This is a genomic window from Acidisoma sp. 7E03 (assembly GCF_054665075.1).
Window position 1 is genome coordinate 1 of sequence record NZ_BAAFHE010000030.1, and the last position, 14,339, is coordinate 14,339.

Genomic DNA, 14,339 nt, shown 5'->3' on the forward strand with positions numbered 1-14,339 from the left:
CCCGTCTGGGCGCCCCAAGGGGTGGGTCCCCGGGTCAAGCCCGGGGACGACGAGAGACGGGCGGGGCCGGCAAGCCCCGAGGACGACGAGGAAGGGGGACGCGGCTGGCCAAGCCCGGGGGACGATGAGAGACGGGCGGGGCCGGCAAGCCCGGGGACGACGAGAGAGAGGGGGCAGCTGACAAGGTGCGGCCGGCGAGGTGCGGCCGGCTAGGTGCGGCCGGCTAGGTGCGGGCAACCAGTCCACGGATGACGCTGAGAGGCCTTGCGGAAAGCCCTCTTTCTGAGGCGGCCAGTCTCCGCTAGGTGAGCGGAATGCTCGACAAGACATTCGCCCCCGCCGAGGCCGAGGCCCGGCTCTACAAAATCTGGGAAGACAGCGGCGCCTTCGCGGCCGATCCGCAGTCCGACGCGCAGCCTTTCACCGTCATGATCCCGCCGCCGAACGTGACCGGCAGCCTGCACATGGGCCACGCCCTCACCTTCACGGTGCAGGACAGCCTCATCCGCTACCGGCGGATGACCGGGCGGGACGTGCTTTGGCAGCCCGGGACCGACCATGCCGGCATCGCGACCCAGATGGTGGTCGAGCGGCTGCTGGCCTCGGAAGGCAAGACCCGCCAGCAGATGGGGCGCGAGGCCTTTCTCGAGCGCGTCTGGCAGTGGAAGCAGGAATCGGGCGGCGCGATCACCACGCAGCTGCGCCGCCTCGGCGCCTCGCTCGACTGGCCGCGCGAGCGCTTCACCATGGATGAGGGCCTGTCGCGCGCCGTCCGCCGCATCTTCGTGATGCTGCACGACAAGGGGCTGATCTACCGCGCCCGGCGCCTGGTGAACTGGGACCCGAAGTTCCAGTCGGCGATTTCCGACCTCGAGGTCGAAAGCCGCGAGATGGATGGCAGCCTGTGGCACCTCAACTATCCCATCGAGGGGATGGAGGGGCGTTTCATCACGGTCGCGACGACGCGGCCCGAGACCCTGCCGGGGGACGTGGCGGTGGCGGTGAACCCGGAAGACGAGCGCTACCAGGATCTCATCGGCCGTTTCGCCATACTGCCGTTGGTTGGCCGGCGCATTCCCATCATCGCGGACGAACATTCCGACCCGACCAAGGGCACGGGCGCCGTGAAGATCACGCCCGCGCATGATTTCAACGACTTCGCGGTGGGCCAGCGGCACGACCTGCCGATGCCCTCGGTGCTGGACCGCCAGGCGGCCTTCACGCTGGAGGAGATCGCCGAGGAGCTGCGCGCCGTGCCGGGCGTGGCCGAGCCCGAGTTTCTGCGGAACCTTGCGGGAACGGATCGTTTCAAGCTGCGTTCGGCAATCGTTGAACAGCTCGAACAGTTCGGCTTGCTCGCGAAGGTCGAAAAACATCGCAACCAGGTGCCGCATGGCGACCGCTCGGGCGTGCCGATCGAGCCGCTGCTGACCGTCCAATGGTTTTGCGATGCGGCGGCCCTCGCCAAGCCCGCGGTGGAAGCGGTGGAGCAGGGCCGCACTGTCTTCGTGCCGAAGCAGTGGGAGAATACCTTCTTCGCCTGGCTGCGCGAGATCGAGCCCTGGTGCATCTCCCGCCAGCTCTGGTGGGGGCATCGCATCCCCGCCTGGTACGGGCCGGATGGCATTTGCTTTGTGGCCGAGGACGCGGAGGGTGCCGCGGCCAAGGCGCGCGCCCATTATGGCGACGACACGGCACTGACCCAGGACGAGGACGTGCTGGATACCTGGTTCAGCTCCGGCCTGTGGCCGTTCTCCACCCTCGGCTGGCCCGACCAGACGCCCGAACTCGCCCGCTACTACCCGACCGACGTGCTCGTCACCGGCTTCGACATCATCTTCTTCTGGGTCGCCCGGATGATGATGATGGGCCTCTTCGCGATGGAGGAGGTACCCTTCAAGACCGTCTACATCCACGGCCTGGTGCGGGATGAGCGCGGCCAGAAGATGTCCAAGTCCAAGGGCAACGTCATCGACCCGCTGGAGTTGATCGACCAATACGGAACGGATGCGCTGCGCTTTACCATCTGCGCGCTGACCGGCCCGGGGCGGGACGTGAAGCTCGGCCCCGCGGTGGTGGAAAGCTACCGCTCCTTCGTCACCAAGCTGTGGAACGCGGCCCGTTTCCTCGAGATGAATGCCGTGAAGCCGGTTGCGGGGTTTGATCCCGCATCGGCGAAGCTGCCTCTGTCGCGCTGGATTCTGGATGCCGCCAACCGGGCGGTGGCGGAAGCGACGGCCGGGCTGGAAGCCTACCGGCTGGATGACTATGCCGCCGCCGGCTATCGTTTCACCTGGAATACCTTCTGCGACTGGTTCGTGGAATTCGCCAAGCCCGTTTTCAATCAGGGCGAGACAGAGGAAGCCACGGAAGTGCGCGCGGTCGCGGCGCATGTGCTCGGCGTCATTCTCAAGCTGCTGCACCCGGCCATGCCCTATGTGACGGAAGTGCTGTGGGGCGAGTTTGGCTTCGGGGCGGAAGGCACGCTGATCCGCGCGTCCTGGCCGGCCGCGGCGCCGGTGGCGGAGGCCGAGGCCGCGCGCGCCGAGATGGAGTGGGTGGTGGGTCTCATCAGCGAAGTCCGCGCCGTGCGCTCCGAAATGCGCGTGCCGCCCTCGGTGCTTGCGCCGCTGCTGCTGAAGGATGCGAGCGCAGAGGAACTCGGCCGCGCCGCGCGCTGGATCGAGGCGATCCGTCGCATGGGCCGGGCCTCCGAGGTGAGCCCCCTCGGCGCCGAAGTGCCGAAAGGCTCGGCCCAGGCCGTGCTGGGCGGGGTTACCATCGCCATCCCCCTCGAAGGGCTGATCGATCTGGAGGCCGAGCGCCAGCGCCTGCAGAAGGAGCGGGCAAAGGCCCTGGACGAGGCGCAGAAGGTGCGCGGCAAGCTCGGTAACGAAAGCTTCGTCGCCCGCGCCAAGCCCGAGGTGGTGCAGGAAAACCGCGACCGCCTGGCGGCTTTCGAGGCCGAGGCGGCCCGGCTGGAAGCAGCCCTCGCCCGGCTGGGGTGAAGCAGGCGCGTGGGCCTCGTTTCACGAGTGAGCGAGGCCCGGAGCATGCCGCTTTTGGTAACAAATCCGCCCTGTTTTAGCCCCGAGGCGCGTGCTTCCTGGCGTGGTCAAACCCCTCAACCGATACGAGGAATGCCGATGACCAACACCACTGATCTCTCACGCCGCGGCTTGATGCGCCGCCTGGGCCTTGCCGGCCTCGGCCTCGCCGCCGTGGGCGGCGTCGCCCTGGCCGAGGCCACGCCGGTCGCAGCCCAGGGCTATCCGCCGCTGCCGCCGCCGCGGTTCGAGCCGCCGCCGCCGCCCCCGCCGCCCGGCATGATCTGGGAGCCCGGCCACTGGCGCTGGGACGGCTACCGCTATGCCTGGATTCGCGGCCACTACGTCCAGCGCCGCCCGCATTACGCCCAGTTCGTGCCCGGCCACTGGGCCAACCGCGGCGGCACCTGGGTCTGGATTCCCCAGCACTGGCGCTGATGGCGTGATCGGTACGCCGTTACATTGACGGCGTACCGCGCGTGATCTACAGCCAGCACATGGTTCTAACCTATTGAAGGTCTTGACATGCGCTGGCTGGCCACGATCCCTCTGCTGCTTTCGGTGACGGCCTGCGCGCTCGTCAACCCGCCGCCCGCGGGCAAGCGCTTCCCCGTCTTCTTCGCGCCCACCGCGGCGACGCTCGACAATGGCGGCACCGGCGTCGTCGCCGCCGCCGCGGCTTTCGCCAAGGCGCACCCGACCGATCCGGTGACGCTGGTCGCCTATGGCGCGCCTCCGGGCAATAACTACGTCGAACCCGCGGACATCGACGCGGCGCGTGCCGGTTCGGTGACGGCGCAACTTATCGCCGACGGCATCGACAAGAGCCGGATCGGCGCCATCGCCAAGGGCCCGGTGCAGCCCGAAGTGCCGATGTCCAAGATCGAAGTGCGGCGGGTCGACATCATCGTGGGTGACGCGCCGCCCGTTCAGTAAGGCCGCTTCCGCGGTCTTCGGCAAAAGGGCAGGAAGCCTCGGCTTCCTGCCCTTTGTCATGTCAGGGAGCGAGTATCACCGCGACCCCGGCGCGGCTCAGCGCCTGTGCCAGCGCCCCATCGGGCGAGCGATCCGTGACCAGCCGCGTGATGCCGCGCCACGGCGCGTAGAGGCCGAAGGCAGCGCGGCCAAACTTGCTGTGGTCCGCCACGATCGTCACCTCCGCCGCGCGGCCTGCCATGGCGCGGTAGACGGCGGCGGCTTCCGCATCCGCCTCCGTCGGTCCCTCAGCCGTGAGCCCCGACGCCCCCAAAAGGGCATGACGGGCATAATGCGTCGCGAGATAGGCGACCGTCTCGGCCCCCACCAGCGCACCTTCCTCGCCCAGATAGCGGCCGGGCGTCATCAATACGCGCAGCGTCGGATTGGCGGCCAGCACCGTCGCCACCCCAAAGGCATGGGTGAGGACGGTGAGATCCCGCTTCGTGGCGCCCAGGCGCCGGGCGACATGGGTGGTGGTGGCGCCGCTGCCGATGAGCAGCGCGTCACCGTGGTTCACCACGGCACTGGCCGCGACGGCGATGCGTTCGCGCTCGGCCACCATCAGCCGGTGGCGCTCGCGGATCGCGGGCTCCGGCCCAAAGGGGCGCACCGCCCCGCCATAGGTGCGGTTGATGAGGCCCTGCGCACCCAGCTCGTCCAGGTCACGCCGGATGGTCTCGGTGGAGACGGCGAGGGTCGCCGCGAGGTCCGCCACGCGCAGGCTCGGCTGGGCCGCGAGGGCGGCGACGATCTCGCTATGCCGGCGGCTCTTGCTGGCTTTCTGCGGCATGCACGCGGCTCCTCTTTCCCGGCGAAGCGGTCGGGTCAGGCCACCTTAGCGAGAGACATGTTGGAGACACCACAGAACAATGTTGCAAGTCGGGCATTCCTGGGCTGAGATGCGGGAGTCTTCCATCTGGCAGAGAAAGACCGCGCATGCGCACATCCTTGGCGGGACGCCGCGTCATCGTAACCGAGGCGGGCAGGGGCATCGGCCGCCGCTTCACCGAGGTCGGCTGCCGGGTGCTGCCGGAATCCCTCGCGGCCTTGGATGCGATGGTCGCGGCATGAGCACGCCGCCGCTCTACGACACGGCCTTTCTCGCCCGCCTGGAGGCGGCTGTGCGCCGCGCTTTGCCGGGCTGGGGTCTGGGGGAGGGGGCGTCGGTCTCCCTGCTCACCATTTCGGAGAACGCGACCTATCGCGTGCGCGACGAAGGGCGGGGGATTGACCTGGCACTCCGCGTCTCGCGGCCCGGCTACAACAGCCCGGACGAGATCGCGGCGGAACTCGCCTGGATCACGGCGCTCCGGGCCGATGGGGTGATCGAGACGCCGGCGCCCGTGCCGCGCAGCGATGGCCGCCTCATCGCCGAAGTTGAGGATGACGGCGCCACCCGCTGCATCACGGCCTTCGTCTTCAGCCCGGGTGCCGAGCCCGCGGCGGATGACGATCTGCCGCCCTGGTTCGAACAGTTGGGCGCGATCCATGCCCGGCTGCATGCCCATGCCCGAGCTTGGGAGAAGCCGCCCGGCTTCCAGCGGCGCGTCTGGAACGTCGAGACGATTCTGGGCGCCAAGCCGCATTGGGGGGATTGGCGCGCGGGCCTCGGCCTCACGCCTGAAGGCCGCGCGGTCATCGAAGAGGCGGCGGCCATCCTGGAGCGCCGCCTCGCCGCCTATGGCGCGGAGCCGGAGTGCTTCGGCCTCATCCATGCCGATCTGCGGCTCGCCAACTTCCTGGTGCAAGGGGATCGGCTGTCCGTCATCGATTTCGACGATTGTGGCTTCTGCTGGTATTTCTACGATTTCGCGGCCGCGATCAGCTTCATGGAGCACGAGCCCTTCATTCCGGCGCTGCGCGAAGCCTGGCTGCGCGGCTATCGCCGCATCGGGCCCGTCACGCCTGAGGATGAAGCGGCGCTGGAGGATTTCGTCATGCTCCGCCGCATCCAACTCACCGCCTGGATCGCCTCACATGCCGAAACGCCGACGGCGCAGGCCATGGGCGTGCCCTATACCGAAGGGACAGTCGCACTCGCCCACGCCTATCTCGCGCGCCAGAGAAAGTCTTGAGCATGGACAACCGGTCACCGGCGCCGATCCTCAGCCTGAACGCCTTCGATTCCGGCACGGCGGGCGAGGCGGCGCCCGCCGTGACCCGCCGGCTCGCGGCCTTCGGCCGCGGCGCCGTGCTGTTCTACAAACAGCCGATCGAGATGGTGAGCGCACAAGGCACGCGGATGCGCGCGGCCGACGGGCGCGAATACCTGGATCTCTACAACAACGTCCCCTCCGTCGGGCATTGCCATCCGCGCGTGGTGGAGGCGGTGCAGCGCCAGGTGGCGCGGCTCAACATCCATACGCGCTATCTGGTGGAGCCGGTGACGGCCTATGCCGAAGCGCTGCTCGCAACCTTTCCGCCCGCGCTCGGCAACGTCACCTTCTCCTGCACGGGGTCGGAAGCGAATGACCTGGCACTCCGCCTCGCGCGGCTGGCTTCCGGGGCGCAGGGCATCATCGTCACCGAAGGCGCCTATCACGGCAATACTGCTTCGGTGACGGAAGTTTCCCCCTCCACCTACAAGCGCGGCCGCTGGCCGGCCTATGTGCGTACCGTGCCGGCGCCCGATGCGCGGATCTATGGGGATGATCTGGCAACCGGCTTCGCGGCGGCGGTGCGTGCCGAGATGGAGGTGCTGGCTGAAGGCGGCTTCGGCACCGCGGCGCTGCTGGTAGACACGATATTCTCCAGCGACGGCATCTTCGCCGATCCGGCGGGGTTCCTCGCTCCCGCCGTGCAGGCGGTGCAGGCGGCGGGCGGTCTCTTCATCGCGGATGAGGTGCAGCCCGGTTTCGGCCGCACCGGCGCGGCCCTCTGGGGCTTCCTGCGCCATGGCGTGCAGCCGGACATCGTGACCCTCGGCAAGCCCATGGGCAACGGCATTCCGCTCGCGGGGCTGGTGACCCGGCCGGACATTCTCGCGCTTCTGAGCGAGCATTACGGCTATTTCAATACCTTCGGCGGCAACCCGGTGGCGGCCGCCGCCGGACATGCGGTGTTGCAGGTGATTGCCGAGGAAGGCCTGGTCGAGAATGCGCGCACCGTTGGCGCCTATCTGCGGGACGGCGTGCGAGCGCTCGCCTTGCCCGAGATCGGCGCGGTGCGCGGCGCCGGCCTCTATATCGGCGTCGACGTGGTCGACCCCGCAACCGGCGCGCCGGACGCGCGGCGCACCACCCAGCTGATGAATGCGCTGCGGGAGGAGGGGGTGTTGATTGGCGCCGCCGGCCTCGGCGCCAATGTCTTGAAGATCCGCCCGCCGCTTTGCCTCAGCACGGCGGATGTGGACGAGTTTCTCGCGGCGCTCACCGCCGCCGCCCAACGCCCCCGCTAGCGCCCGTGGCCGCGATGGGACACGAGCAGAGGGTTCTGCGCAATTCCATCGCGGCGACCGTCCTGCTCGCGGCCGCAAGCCTCGTCTTCGGTCTTGCCGTGCATTCCAATGCCATCCTCTTCGACGGCATGTATTCGCTGGTGGATGCGACGATGACGGGCCTCGCCTTCGGCGTCGCGCGACTCATCGCCGCCTCCAATGCCGCCGATGTCGCGGGCCGCGCCTTTCATGAGCGCTTCACCATGGGCTTCTGGCATCTGGAACCCATCGTCCTCGGCCTCAACGGCACGCTGATGACGGGCGCGGCGCTCTACGCGCTGGTGAATGCGGTGAGCGTGCTGCTCGCAGGCGGCCATCCTCTCGCCTTTGGTGCCGCCATGGGGTTCGAGGGGCTGGCGACCATCATCGACATGGGCATGCTGGCCTATACCTGGGGCGCCAACCGCGTCTTGCGCTCGCATCTCGTCGGGCTGGATGCCAAAGCCTGGGGGGTAGGGGCCGCGCTCGGCCTCGCGCTGTTTGCGGCCTTTCTCGCGGGCTACCTCATCGAAGGCACGGGGCTCGCCCGCTTCGCCCCCTATGTCGACCCCGCGGCGCTCGCCCTGGTCTCCCTCGTCGTGATCCCGGTGCCGCTCGGTACCATCCGCCGCGCGGTCGCAGACGTGCTGCTGGTGACGCCGCAAGCGATGAAGGATCATGTGGATGCGGTGGCGCGGGGTGCGGTCGCCCGGCACGGCTTCCTCTCCTACCGCGCCTATGTCGCGCGTGTCGGCCGCGGCAGCCAGATCGAGCTCTATTTCATCGTCCCCGCCAATTGGCCGGCGCGGCGGCTCGAGGAGTGGGACGCGCTGCGGGACGAGATCGGCCAGGCCCTGGGCCCCGACAGCCCCGACCGCTGGCTGACGATCGTCTTCACGACTGATCCGGAATGGGCGAATTGAGGAGAGGCGGCAGGGCCACCGGCCCCGCCGCCCATGAATGGACTAGCCCCGCCGCAGCAGGGTCTGGCCGAGCTCGAACCGGCCACCCCCGGCAGCCGCGAGATAGAGGAAGAGAAAGCAGTAGAGGATTGCGGCTTCCCCGCCATTGATGCCGGGCCAGAAGCTCGCCGGCAGATGCGCGGTGAAATAGGCGAAGGCCATTTCGCCCGAGCAGATGAAGGCGACGATCCGGGTGAAGAGGCCGAGGGTGATGAGCGCACCGCCGAGGAGTTCGATCAGCCCGGCGGCTAGCAGCAGCGGCGGCAGCGGGCTTGGCAGGCCCATGGGAGCCGCCGGAAAATGCAGCAGCTTCATCAGGCCATGCTCCATGAAGAGCAGGCCTGCGACGATGCGAAGCAGGCTCAGCAGCGCCGGGGCTGCGGTGAGGGCGAGGCTTTGCAGGCGAGGGGACTGGCTCATCTCAGGCAGCGATCCCCATGATCTCGGCATCCGCCTGGGCGAAGGCCTGGGTCACCAGCTCCGGCCCGCGGGACATGTTCTCGGCATAGATCGTGTGCACGTCGGTGATGCCGAAGAAGCCCAGGATCTGAGTGAGATAGCGGGCGGGAATGTCTGCCACCGTCCCGCGATGCGCGCCGCCGCTGGTGAGTGCGAGGTACACCGTCTTGCCGGCAACGAGGCCGACGGGGCCGGTGGGGGTGTAGCGGAAGGTCGCACCTGGCCGCGCAATGGCGTCGATCCAATGCTGCAACTGCGCCGGGATGTTGAAGTTGTACATTGGTGCGGCGATGACGACGACGTCGGCCGCGAGGAATTCCGCGACCACCGCATCGTCCTCCGCCATGCGCGCGGCCTGCACCTCGTTCCGCTGCTCGGCCGGCAAGAAGCGCGCCTGCACCGCCGTCTCATCCAGCGGGGTCACCGGCTGCTGCGGCAGGCTGCGCACGGTCACGCTGGCATCAGCGTGCAGCGCCTGCAGACGCGCGGTGATGGAGTCCGCGAGGCGGGCGGAGGTCGATCCGCTGGTCTTGGCACTCGCGTTGATCTGAAGAATCTTCATGGAACGGCCTATGCTGGTGGAAGAAAGGGTCATGGGTAGCCGCCGCCGCCGCCGGCGCCGGTGGGCAGGGCGGCATGTGCCGCACTCTCGATGACGTCGGCGACGACATGCGGATGCGAGAGCATCGCCATGTGGCTGGACTGGACGGAGGTGATGCTGGCCCCCATCCGCTGCGCCATCCAGCGCTGCAGAACCGGCGACAGCGCCTGGTCGGCCTCGGTCACGAGGTAATGGCTCGGCGTCTGGCGCCAGGCCGCACCCGTCACCGGGTCACTGAAACAGCGGAGCGCGATCGGCTGCTGGGTCGCCGCCATCAGGCGGATGCGGTGTGCGGGCACATCCGCCGCGAGGACCGCGCCGTAATGGGCTGCGGGCAGCCATAGGAAGCCCGCACGGTCAGCCTCGGCCGCTTCCATGCCCTGGGCGGCCGGCCCATGATGTTGCAGCGTCGTCACCGATTCTCCGGCATCGGGCGCGAGGGCCGAGAGATAGACGAGGGCGGAAACACGGGGCGTCAACCCCGCCTGGGTGATGACCGTGCCGCCCCAGCTATGGCCGACGAACACGATGGGGCCTTCCGCGCGCTGCATGGTCCGCAGCGTGGCCGCAACGTCTTCGGCGAGCGAGGTCAGCGGATTCTGCACCGCCAGCACCCTGTAGCGCCGCTTCTGCAGGATCTCGATGACGTCGTTCCAGCAGGACCCATCCGTGAAGGCCCCATGCGTCAGCACCACGGTCGGTTGAGAAGTCATGGTCGTTCGCCTTCCGCTCTCGCTATGGGCCGGGGAAAGCGGCAGCGCAGCGGTGGCGGCGGCGGTGAAAAGGGCGCGGCGGCGCATGCCGCTCGGCCTGCCAGTCCGGGCTCCGTCCTGCTGCGCCACCTGTGTTCCTCGCGATCCTCGTGCCTCAGCCGGGCCTCCGGGCTATCCGTGCCCGATCCGCACCCCGTCTCTTGGGCTTCGGCTCGGCCGAGCAGTAAAGCGCGGCGCATTGCCCGTGAAGGTCGCAGGAATTAGACAGTCTGTCCGTCAAACACGGACAATCGCCATGCTGAACCTCAATCGGCTCGTCTATTTCGCGGCGGTGGTGGAGGCGGGCTCCTTCACCGCGGCGGCCCGGCGTCTCAACGTCGCGAAGACGGTGGTAAGCCAGCAGGTGGCGCGGTTGGAGACGGAGCTCGACACCAACCTGCTCGCCCGCACCACCCGCCGCGTGCAGCCGACGGAGGCCGGGCGCGGCCTCTACGGCCGGGCGTCCGCCATCCTGCGGGAGGCGGAAGCGGCGCAGGGCGAGTTGACGGCAAGTCGCGGCACGCCGAAGGGTCTTCTGCGCATCACCGCGCCCAATGATTTCGGCGCCTTCGTACTGGCGCGCTTCGCCGCCGGCTTCTGCCAGCGCTACCCCCTGGTGAAGATCGATCTCGTGCTGAACGACGCCCGCCTCGACTTGATCGAGAGCGAGATCGACCTTGCCGTGCGCGTCGGCTGGCTCGAAGATTCGAGCTATCAGGCGCGTCGTGTCGGCGGCTTCACGCAGCTCGCCGTCGCCTCACCCGCCGTCGCCGCGACGCTGCGGGGCGATCACCCGCGGGATCTGGCAGCGCTGCCCTTCATCGCCAACGCCGCCCTGCGCAACCCCGTGCAATGGTCCTTCACCCATCCGGCCAAGGGCGAGCAGGTCGAGATTACGCTCGATCCCATGCTGAGGGTGACGGCCATGCCGGCCGCGCTCTCCGCCGTGGTGGCCGACGGCGGCTTCACCATCCTGCCGGATTTCCTGATTGCGGAGGAGCTGCAGGCGGGCCGTCTCTGCCCGCTGCTGCCCGGCTGGGCCCTGCCCGCGGGCGGGGTTCACGTCGTCCTGCCGCCGGCGCGCTTTCGCCCGGCGAAGGTGACGGCCTTCGTCAAGGAATTCAGCGACCACGCCCGCAAGCATTGCAGGTTCGGCGGTTAATGCGGCGTGCGTGGTGCCCGCCGATGGCTTCGGGCGAGGGTGGTTCCCGGCGCGGGGCCTGGAACCATCCCTCGCGGTCGGTCAGAGGCTCGGATGCAGGCCGCGGACGGGGCTGACCCCCTCCAGCACCGCGGCGGCGTGGAGGATGGTGGACTCCGCCTGCCAACTGCCGACGAGCTGCACGTTGATCGGTAGACCATCGCGGCTGGTGCCGAAGCGCATCGAGAGGCCAGGCAGCCCGGTCACGTTCAAGGGCACGGTCGCGCCCTGGAGATAGGTGAGGTCCACCGTCTCACCGTTGATGACGAGTTCATGAATCCCGTGCTTGTGCGCGGGGGTCGGCAGCACGGGTGTCAGAAGAACGTCGTAGTCCCGGAAGTAGGCGGCATAGCCGTCGCGCAGACGCTCGGCCGCCTGCTCGGCCGCGACATACTCCTCCATCGTGGTGTCCGGCAGAGCGAGCATGGTTTTCGCCATCGTGTACATCTCGTCTTCGTGCCCCGCGACCGCCGCTCGGAAGGCGGGCTTCATCTCCATGACGTGCAGCTTGTTGAAGACGTCGAGTGCGAAGTCACGCTCCAGCGCCGGAAGACGCACCTCCTCCACCTGGTGGCCTTCGCCCCTGAAGGCGTCGGCTGCCGCGCGCACGGTGGCGGCGACCTCGGCGTCGATCGGTCCGAATCCGGGCCCCACCATCCAGCCGATGCGCAGTTTCCGGTCGCGCGGGGTGCCGGCATCGAAGGCCACCGTGGTGGTCGCGAAGGCATCCGCGCCGTCGGGTCCGGCCAGTTGCGCGAAGGCGAGTGCGAGATCGCGGATCGAGCGCGCCATCGGGCCGACATGCCAGAAGCGGCGCGGTGCCCGCGGCCAGATGCCGGTCATCGGCACGCGCCCATGGGTCGCCTTGAGCGAGACGATGCCGGTCTGAGCGGCCGGTCCGCGCACGGAGATGGCGAGGTCGGTACCGAGCCCGAGCGGGGACATGCCCGCCGCAATCGCGGCCGATTCCCCGCCGCTCGAGCCGCCGGGCGTGCGGTCGAGATCCCACGGATTGTTCGAGCGGCCGGAGAGCAGGTTGTCGCTCTCGATCCAGTACGAGAACTCGGGCAGGTTGGTCTTCGCCAGCAGAATGCCGCCTGCCTTCTTCATCCGCGCGACGCTGGTTGCATCCGCATCGGGGGTGCGCCCCTTGAAGATGGGAGAGCCGCGCTGCGTCGGCACACCCGCGGTATCGATCGAGTCCTTCACGGTGAAGGGCACGCCATGGAGGGGCCCGAGCGCCGCACCCGCCATCACCGCGGCCTCGGCCTCCTTCGCCTCGGCCAGCGCGCGCGCCGCGACCGTGACGATCGCGTTCACCTTCGGGTTCAGCGCGTCGATCCGGTCGAGATGCGCCTTCACCACCTCAACGGGCGAGAGCTGCTTGCGCCGTATCAGCGCGGCCAGTTCGGTGGCGTCTGAAAAGACAAGAGTGTTCGTCATAGTATGACCCTCCCTGTCGTTAGGTAGGTAACAGCTAGGGCTAGACGCGCGGCACGTCAAGCCCTACCTATCGATCGTTAGGTTTGGCGGCTGGAAGAGAGGGTGACGTGAGCACGAACGCACGCGAGACGATTTTGGCGGCCGCGCGGAGCAGCGCGCAGGCGCATGGCTATGGTGGTCTCAGCTACCGCGATCTGGCCGCCGATGTCGGCATCAAGGCGGCGAGCATCTACCACCACTTTGCCAGTAAGGCGGAGCTGGGCGCGGCCGTGGCCCGGCGCTACTGGGAGGATACGGCCGCCGAGCTCGACGCCATGCTGGCGGAGGGTGTCGATCCGCTAGGCAGCCTGCGCCTCTATCCGCGCATCTTTCGCCGCTCCTTGGAAGATGGGAACAGGCTCTGTCTCTGCAGCTTCATGTCTGCCGAATATGCCGACCTGCCGGACATCGTGCAGCGCGAAGCGAGGCGCTTCGCCGATGTCAACGTCGCCTGGCTCGCGAAGGTGCTGGTGATGGCGGAGGTGGTGGTGCCCGCGCAGAGCGAGGCGCGGGCGCTGGCGATTTTCGCCGCGATCTCCGGCGCCCAGCTCTATGCCAGAAGCCGGTCGGACGTCACGCAGTTCGACGGTCTCATCGCGAGCTATCGCGCCGCGGGCCTTCTGCCGGCATGAGGGCAGGGGTGAGCGGACGGCGAACGCCTTGCCGCCCGTCCCCCAGGCTCCGGCGCATCGTTGACCGGCCTCCCGAACACTGCGTCATATGCGATGAGTGTGGTCATGGTTGATGGGGGATCGGAATGAGGCAGCGCCGCCGCGGCTACGGGAGTTTCTGTCTCGTCCTCCTGCTGACGGGCTGCGTTGGCACCGGGCAATCGATCGCGGTCGAAACGACGGACGGCGGACAGTTTCTTGCCGGTGCGGCGTGTGTACTCAGCAACGAGAGCGGCGCTTGGTTCGTCCTCACCCCTGGCTCCGTCACCGTCCACAAAGGATACGAGGCTCTGACGGTGAGCTGTCAGAAAGCCGGTTACCGTCGGGCGGTGGCGCGCGTGACATCCGCGACCGATTACGGCGCCTTTCTGGTCGATGGCGTCGGCCAGTCGGTGGCCTCCGGCGCCGGTTGGGCCTATCCCAAGATCATCACCATCCCCATGACGCGCGAGGCCCAAGCCTTGCCCTGACGCGGGCGCATCCGAGATTGCCCGCGCCGAGGTTCACTGCCGGGCACTGCCGATGGCGGCTTCGGGATAGGGTCCGCCTTTCTGGCCGCTCAGGCGTAGCACGCGAGCCGCCTCGGTCCCCCAGTGGCGTCCAGGGTGGGTCGTTGCTGCAACCGATCGGGCCATGGCGAACCAGTGTCTCGGATGGGGGATTGCGGACGGTTTGGTTGCCGTCAAGAGTGAGCTGATTGCTGGCATTCCGATCCGTGCGTTCCGGGCAAAACTAGTCGCGTGTTTGCGCGTGCTTACTTGAGTGCCTTAC

The 14,339-nt window shown here is 68.4% G+C and carries 15 protein-coding genes; 10 read left to right on the forward strand and 5 right to left on the reverse strand.

From position 1 onward, the window contains the following. The first annotated feature begins 314 nt into the window (after nucleotides 1-314). The 3 genes from ACYQ6W_RS22065 to ACYQ6W_RS22075 all read left to right on the forward strand — a co-directional run bounded on the left by ACYQ6W_RS22065 (nucleotide 315) and on the right by ACYQ6W_RS22075 (nucleotide 3,983). Entirely contained in the window at nucleotides 315-3,008 is a 2,694-nt protein-coding gene (locus ACYQ6W_RS22065; protein WP_459678380.1) for a valine--tRNA ligase, read from the forward strand. A gap of 138 nt (nucleotides 3,009-3,146) precedes the next feature. After that, complete coding sequence (locus ACYQ6W_RS22070) at nucleotides 3,147-3,485, forward strand: hypothetical protein (protein ID WP_459678381.1); 339 nt, start codon at nucleotides 3,147-3,149, stop codon at nucleotides 3,483-3,485. An 87-nt stretch (nucleotides 3,486-3,572) separates the two neighbouring features. Next, the gene (locus ACYQ6W_RS22075) at nucleotides 3,573-3,983 is read left to right on the forward strand and encodes an OmpA family protein (protein WP_459678382.1); all 411 of its coding nucleotides are present in this window, start codon (nucleotides 3,573-3,575) and stop codon (nucleotides 3,981-3,983) included. 61 nt (nucleotides 3,984-4,044) lie between these two features. Here ACYQ6W_RS22075 and ACYQ6W_RS22080 read toward each other — a convergent pair whose 3' ends face one another. Beyond that, nucleotides 4,045-4,815, reverse strand: coding sequence for a DeoR/GlpR family DNA-binding transcription regulator (locus ACYQ6W_RS22080; RefSeq protein ID WP_459678383.1), 771 nt, complete (start codon nucleotides 4,813-4,815; stop codon nucleotides 4,045-4,047). Between the two features lie 146 nt (nucleotides 4,816-4,961). Between ACYQ6W_RS22080 and ACYQ6W_RS22085 the strand changes: the two genes are divergently transcribed. From ACYQ6W_RS22085 to ACYQ6W_RS22100, 4 genes are read left to right on the forward strand one after another with little or no spacing between them, the layout of a single operon-like run. After that, nucleotides 4,962-5,096 (forward strand): hypothetical protein, encoded by a 135-nt coding sequence (locus ACYQ6W_RS22085; protein ID WP_459678385.1) that lies wholly within the window; start codon nucleotides 4,962-4,964, stop codon nucleotides 5,094-5,096. Then, nucleotides 5,093-6,100, forward strand: coding sequence for a phosphotransferase enzyme family protein (locus ACYQ6W_RS22090; RefSeq protein ID WP_459678387.1), 1,008 nt, complete (start codon nucleotides 5,093-5,095; stop codon nucleotides 6,098-6,100). Before ACYQ6W_RS22085 ends, ACYQ6W_RS22090 begins: the two co-directional genes overlap by 4 nt. Nucleotides 6,101-6,102: 2 nt before the next feature. Then, nucleotides 6,103-7,422 (forward strand): aspartate aminotransferase family protein, encoded by a 1,320-nt coding sequence (locus ACYQ6W_RS22095; RefSeq protein ID WP_459678390.1) that lies wholly within the window; start codon nucleotides 6,103-6,105, stop codon nucleotides 7,420-7,422. 14 nt (nucleotides 7,423-7,436) lie between these two features. Then, nucleotides 7,437-8,363: a cation diffusion facilitator family transporter gene (locus ACYQ6W_RS22100; RefSeq protein WP_459678404.1), complete on the forward strand. Its 927-nt coding sequence runs from the start codon at nucleotides 7,437-7,439 to the stop codon at nucleotides 8,361-8,363. Nucleotides 8,364-8,405: 42 nt separating this feature from the next. Here ACYQ6W_RS22100 and ACYQ6W_RS22105 read toward each other — a convergent pair whose 3' ends face one another. Genes ACYQ6W_RS22105 through ACYQ6W_RS22115 form a run of 3 tightly spaced genes read right to left on the reverse strand, consistent with a single transcriptional unit; the run spans nucleotide 8,406 to nucleotide 10,175 of the window. Then, nucleotides 8,406-8,822, reverse strand: a complete 417-nt coding sequence (locus ACYQ6W_RS22105) for a DoxX family protein (RefSeq protein WP_459678391.1) — start codon at nucleotides 8,820-8,822, stop codon at nucleotides 8,406-8,408. A gap of 1 nt (nucleotide 8,823) precedes the next feature. After that, nucleotides 8,824-9,423 (reverse strand): FMN-dependent NADH-azoreductase, encoded by a 600-nt coding sequence (locus tag ACYQ6W_RS22110; protein WP_459678393.1) that lies wholly within the window; start codon nucleotides 9,421-9,423, stop codon nucleotides 8,824-8,826. 29 nt (nucleotides 9,424-9,452) lie between these two features. Next, a complete protein-coding gene (locus ACYQ6W_RS22115) occupies nucleotides 9,453-10,175 on the reverse strand; it encodes an alpha/beta fold hydrolase (protein ID WP_459678394.1) in 723 nt (240 codons plus the stop codon). 295 nt (nucleotides 10,176-10,470) lie between these two features. Between ACYQ6W_RS22115 and ACYQ6W_RS22120 the strand changes: the two genes are divergently transcribed. After that, nucleotides 10,471-11,376: a LysR family transcriptional regulator gene (locus tag ACYQ6W_RS22120; protein WP_459678395.1), complete on the forward strand. Its 906-nt coding sequence runs from the start codon at nucleotides 10,471-10,473 to the stop codon at nucleotides 11,374-11,376. A gap of 81 nt (nucleotides 11,377-11,457) precedes the next feature. Here the strand turns inward: ACYQ6W_RS22120 and ACYQ6W_RS22125 are convergent, their stop codons facing one another. Further along, nucleotides 11,458-12,858 carry an amidase gene (locus ACYQ6W_RS22125; protein ID WP_459678397.1) on the reverse strand — a complete coding sequence of 467 codons (1,401 nt, stop codon included), beginning with the start codon at nucleotides 12,856-12,858 and terminating at the stop codon, nucleotides 11,458-11,460. Between the two features lie 107 nt (nucleotides 12,859-12,965). On the opposite strand from ACYQ6W_RS22125, the gene ACYQ6W_RS22130 reads away from it, so the two are divergent. Both ACYQ6W_RS22130 and ACYQ6W_RS22135 read left to right on the forward strand, forming a co-directional pair. After that, nucleotides 12,966-13,529, forward strand: coding sequence for a TetR/AcrR family transcriptional regulator (locus ACYQ6W_RS22130; protein WP_459678400.1), 564 nt, complete (start codon nucleotides 12,966-12,968; stop codon nucleotides 13,527-13,529). Between the two features lie 125 nt (nucleotides 13,530-13,654). Continuing rightward, on the forward strand, nucleotides 13,655-14,038 hold the full coding sequence (locus ACYQ6W_RS22135) for a hypothetical protein (protein ID WP_459678402.1): 384 nt from the start codon (nucleotides 13,655-13,657) through the stop codon (nucleotides 14,036-14,038). The last annotated feature ends 301 nt before the right edge of the window (nucleotides 14,039-14,339 follow it).

Excerpts from the sequence above, each read along its gene's own strand:
- ACYQ6W_RS22120 (WP_459678395.1), top strand. The coding sequence starts at position 10,471 with ATGCTGAACCTCAATCGGCTCGTCTATTTCGCGGCGGTGGTGGAGGCG.
- ACYQ6W_RS22115 (WP_459678394.1), bottom strand. The coding sequence starts at position 10,175 with ATGACTTCTCAACCGACCGTGGTGCTGACGCATGGGGCCTTCACGGAT.
- ACYQ6W_RS22095 (WP_459678390.1), top strand. The coding sequence starts at position 6,103 with ATGGACAACCGGTCACCGGCGCCGATCCTCAGCCTGAACGCCTTCGAT.
- ACYQ6W_RS22070 (WP_459678381.1), top strand. The coding sequence starts at position 3,147 with ATGACCAACACCACTGATCTCTCACGCCGCGGCTTGATGCGCCGCCTG.
- ACYQ6W_RS22110 (WP_459678393.1), bottom strand. The coding sequence starts at position 9,423 with ATGAAGATTCTTCAGATCAACGCGAGTGCCAAGACCAGCGGATCGACC.
- ACYQ6W_RS22085 (WP_459678385.1), top strand. The coding sequence starts at position 4,962 with ATGCGCACATCCTTGGCGGGACGCCGCGTCATCGTAACCGAGGCGGGC.
- ACYQ6W_RS22075 (WP_459678382.1), top strand. The coding sequence starts at position 3,573 with ATGCGCTGGCTGGCCACGATCCCTCTGCTGCTTTCGGTGACGGCCTGC.
- ACYQ6W_RS22090 (WP_459678387.1), top strand. The coding sequence starts at position 5,093 with ATGAGCACGCCGCCGCTCTACGACACGGCCTTTCTCGCCCGCCTGGAG.
- ACYQ6W_RS22105 (WP_459678391.1), bottom strand. The coding sequence starts at position 8,822 with ATGAGCCAGTCCCCTCGCCTGCAAAGCCTCGCCCTCACCGCAGCCCCG.
- ACYQ6W_RS22135 (WP_459678402.1), top strand. The coding sequence starts at position 13,655 with ATGAGGCAGCGCCGCCGCGGCTACGGGAGTTTCTGTCTCGTCCTCCTG.
- ACYQ6W_RS22080 (WP_459678383.1), bottom strand. The coding sequence starts at position 4,815 with ATGCCGCAGAAAGCCAGCAAGAGCCGCCGGCATAGCGAGATCGTCGCC.
- ACYQ6W_RS22065 (WP_459678380.1), top strand. The coding sequence starts at position 315 with ATGCTCGACAAGACATTCGCCCCCGCCGAGGCCGAGGCCCGGCTCTAC.
- ACYQ6W_RS22125 (WP_459678397.1), bottom strand. The coding sequence starts at position 12,858 with ATGACGAACACTCTTGTCTTTTCAGACGCCACCGAACTGGCCGCGCTG.
- ACYQ6W_RS22100 (WP_459678404.1), top strand. The coding sequence starts at position 7,437 with ATGGGACACGAGCAGAGGGTTCTGCGCAATTCCATCGCGGCGACCGTC.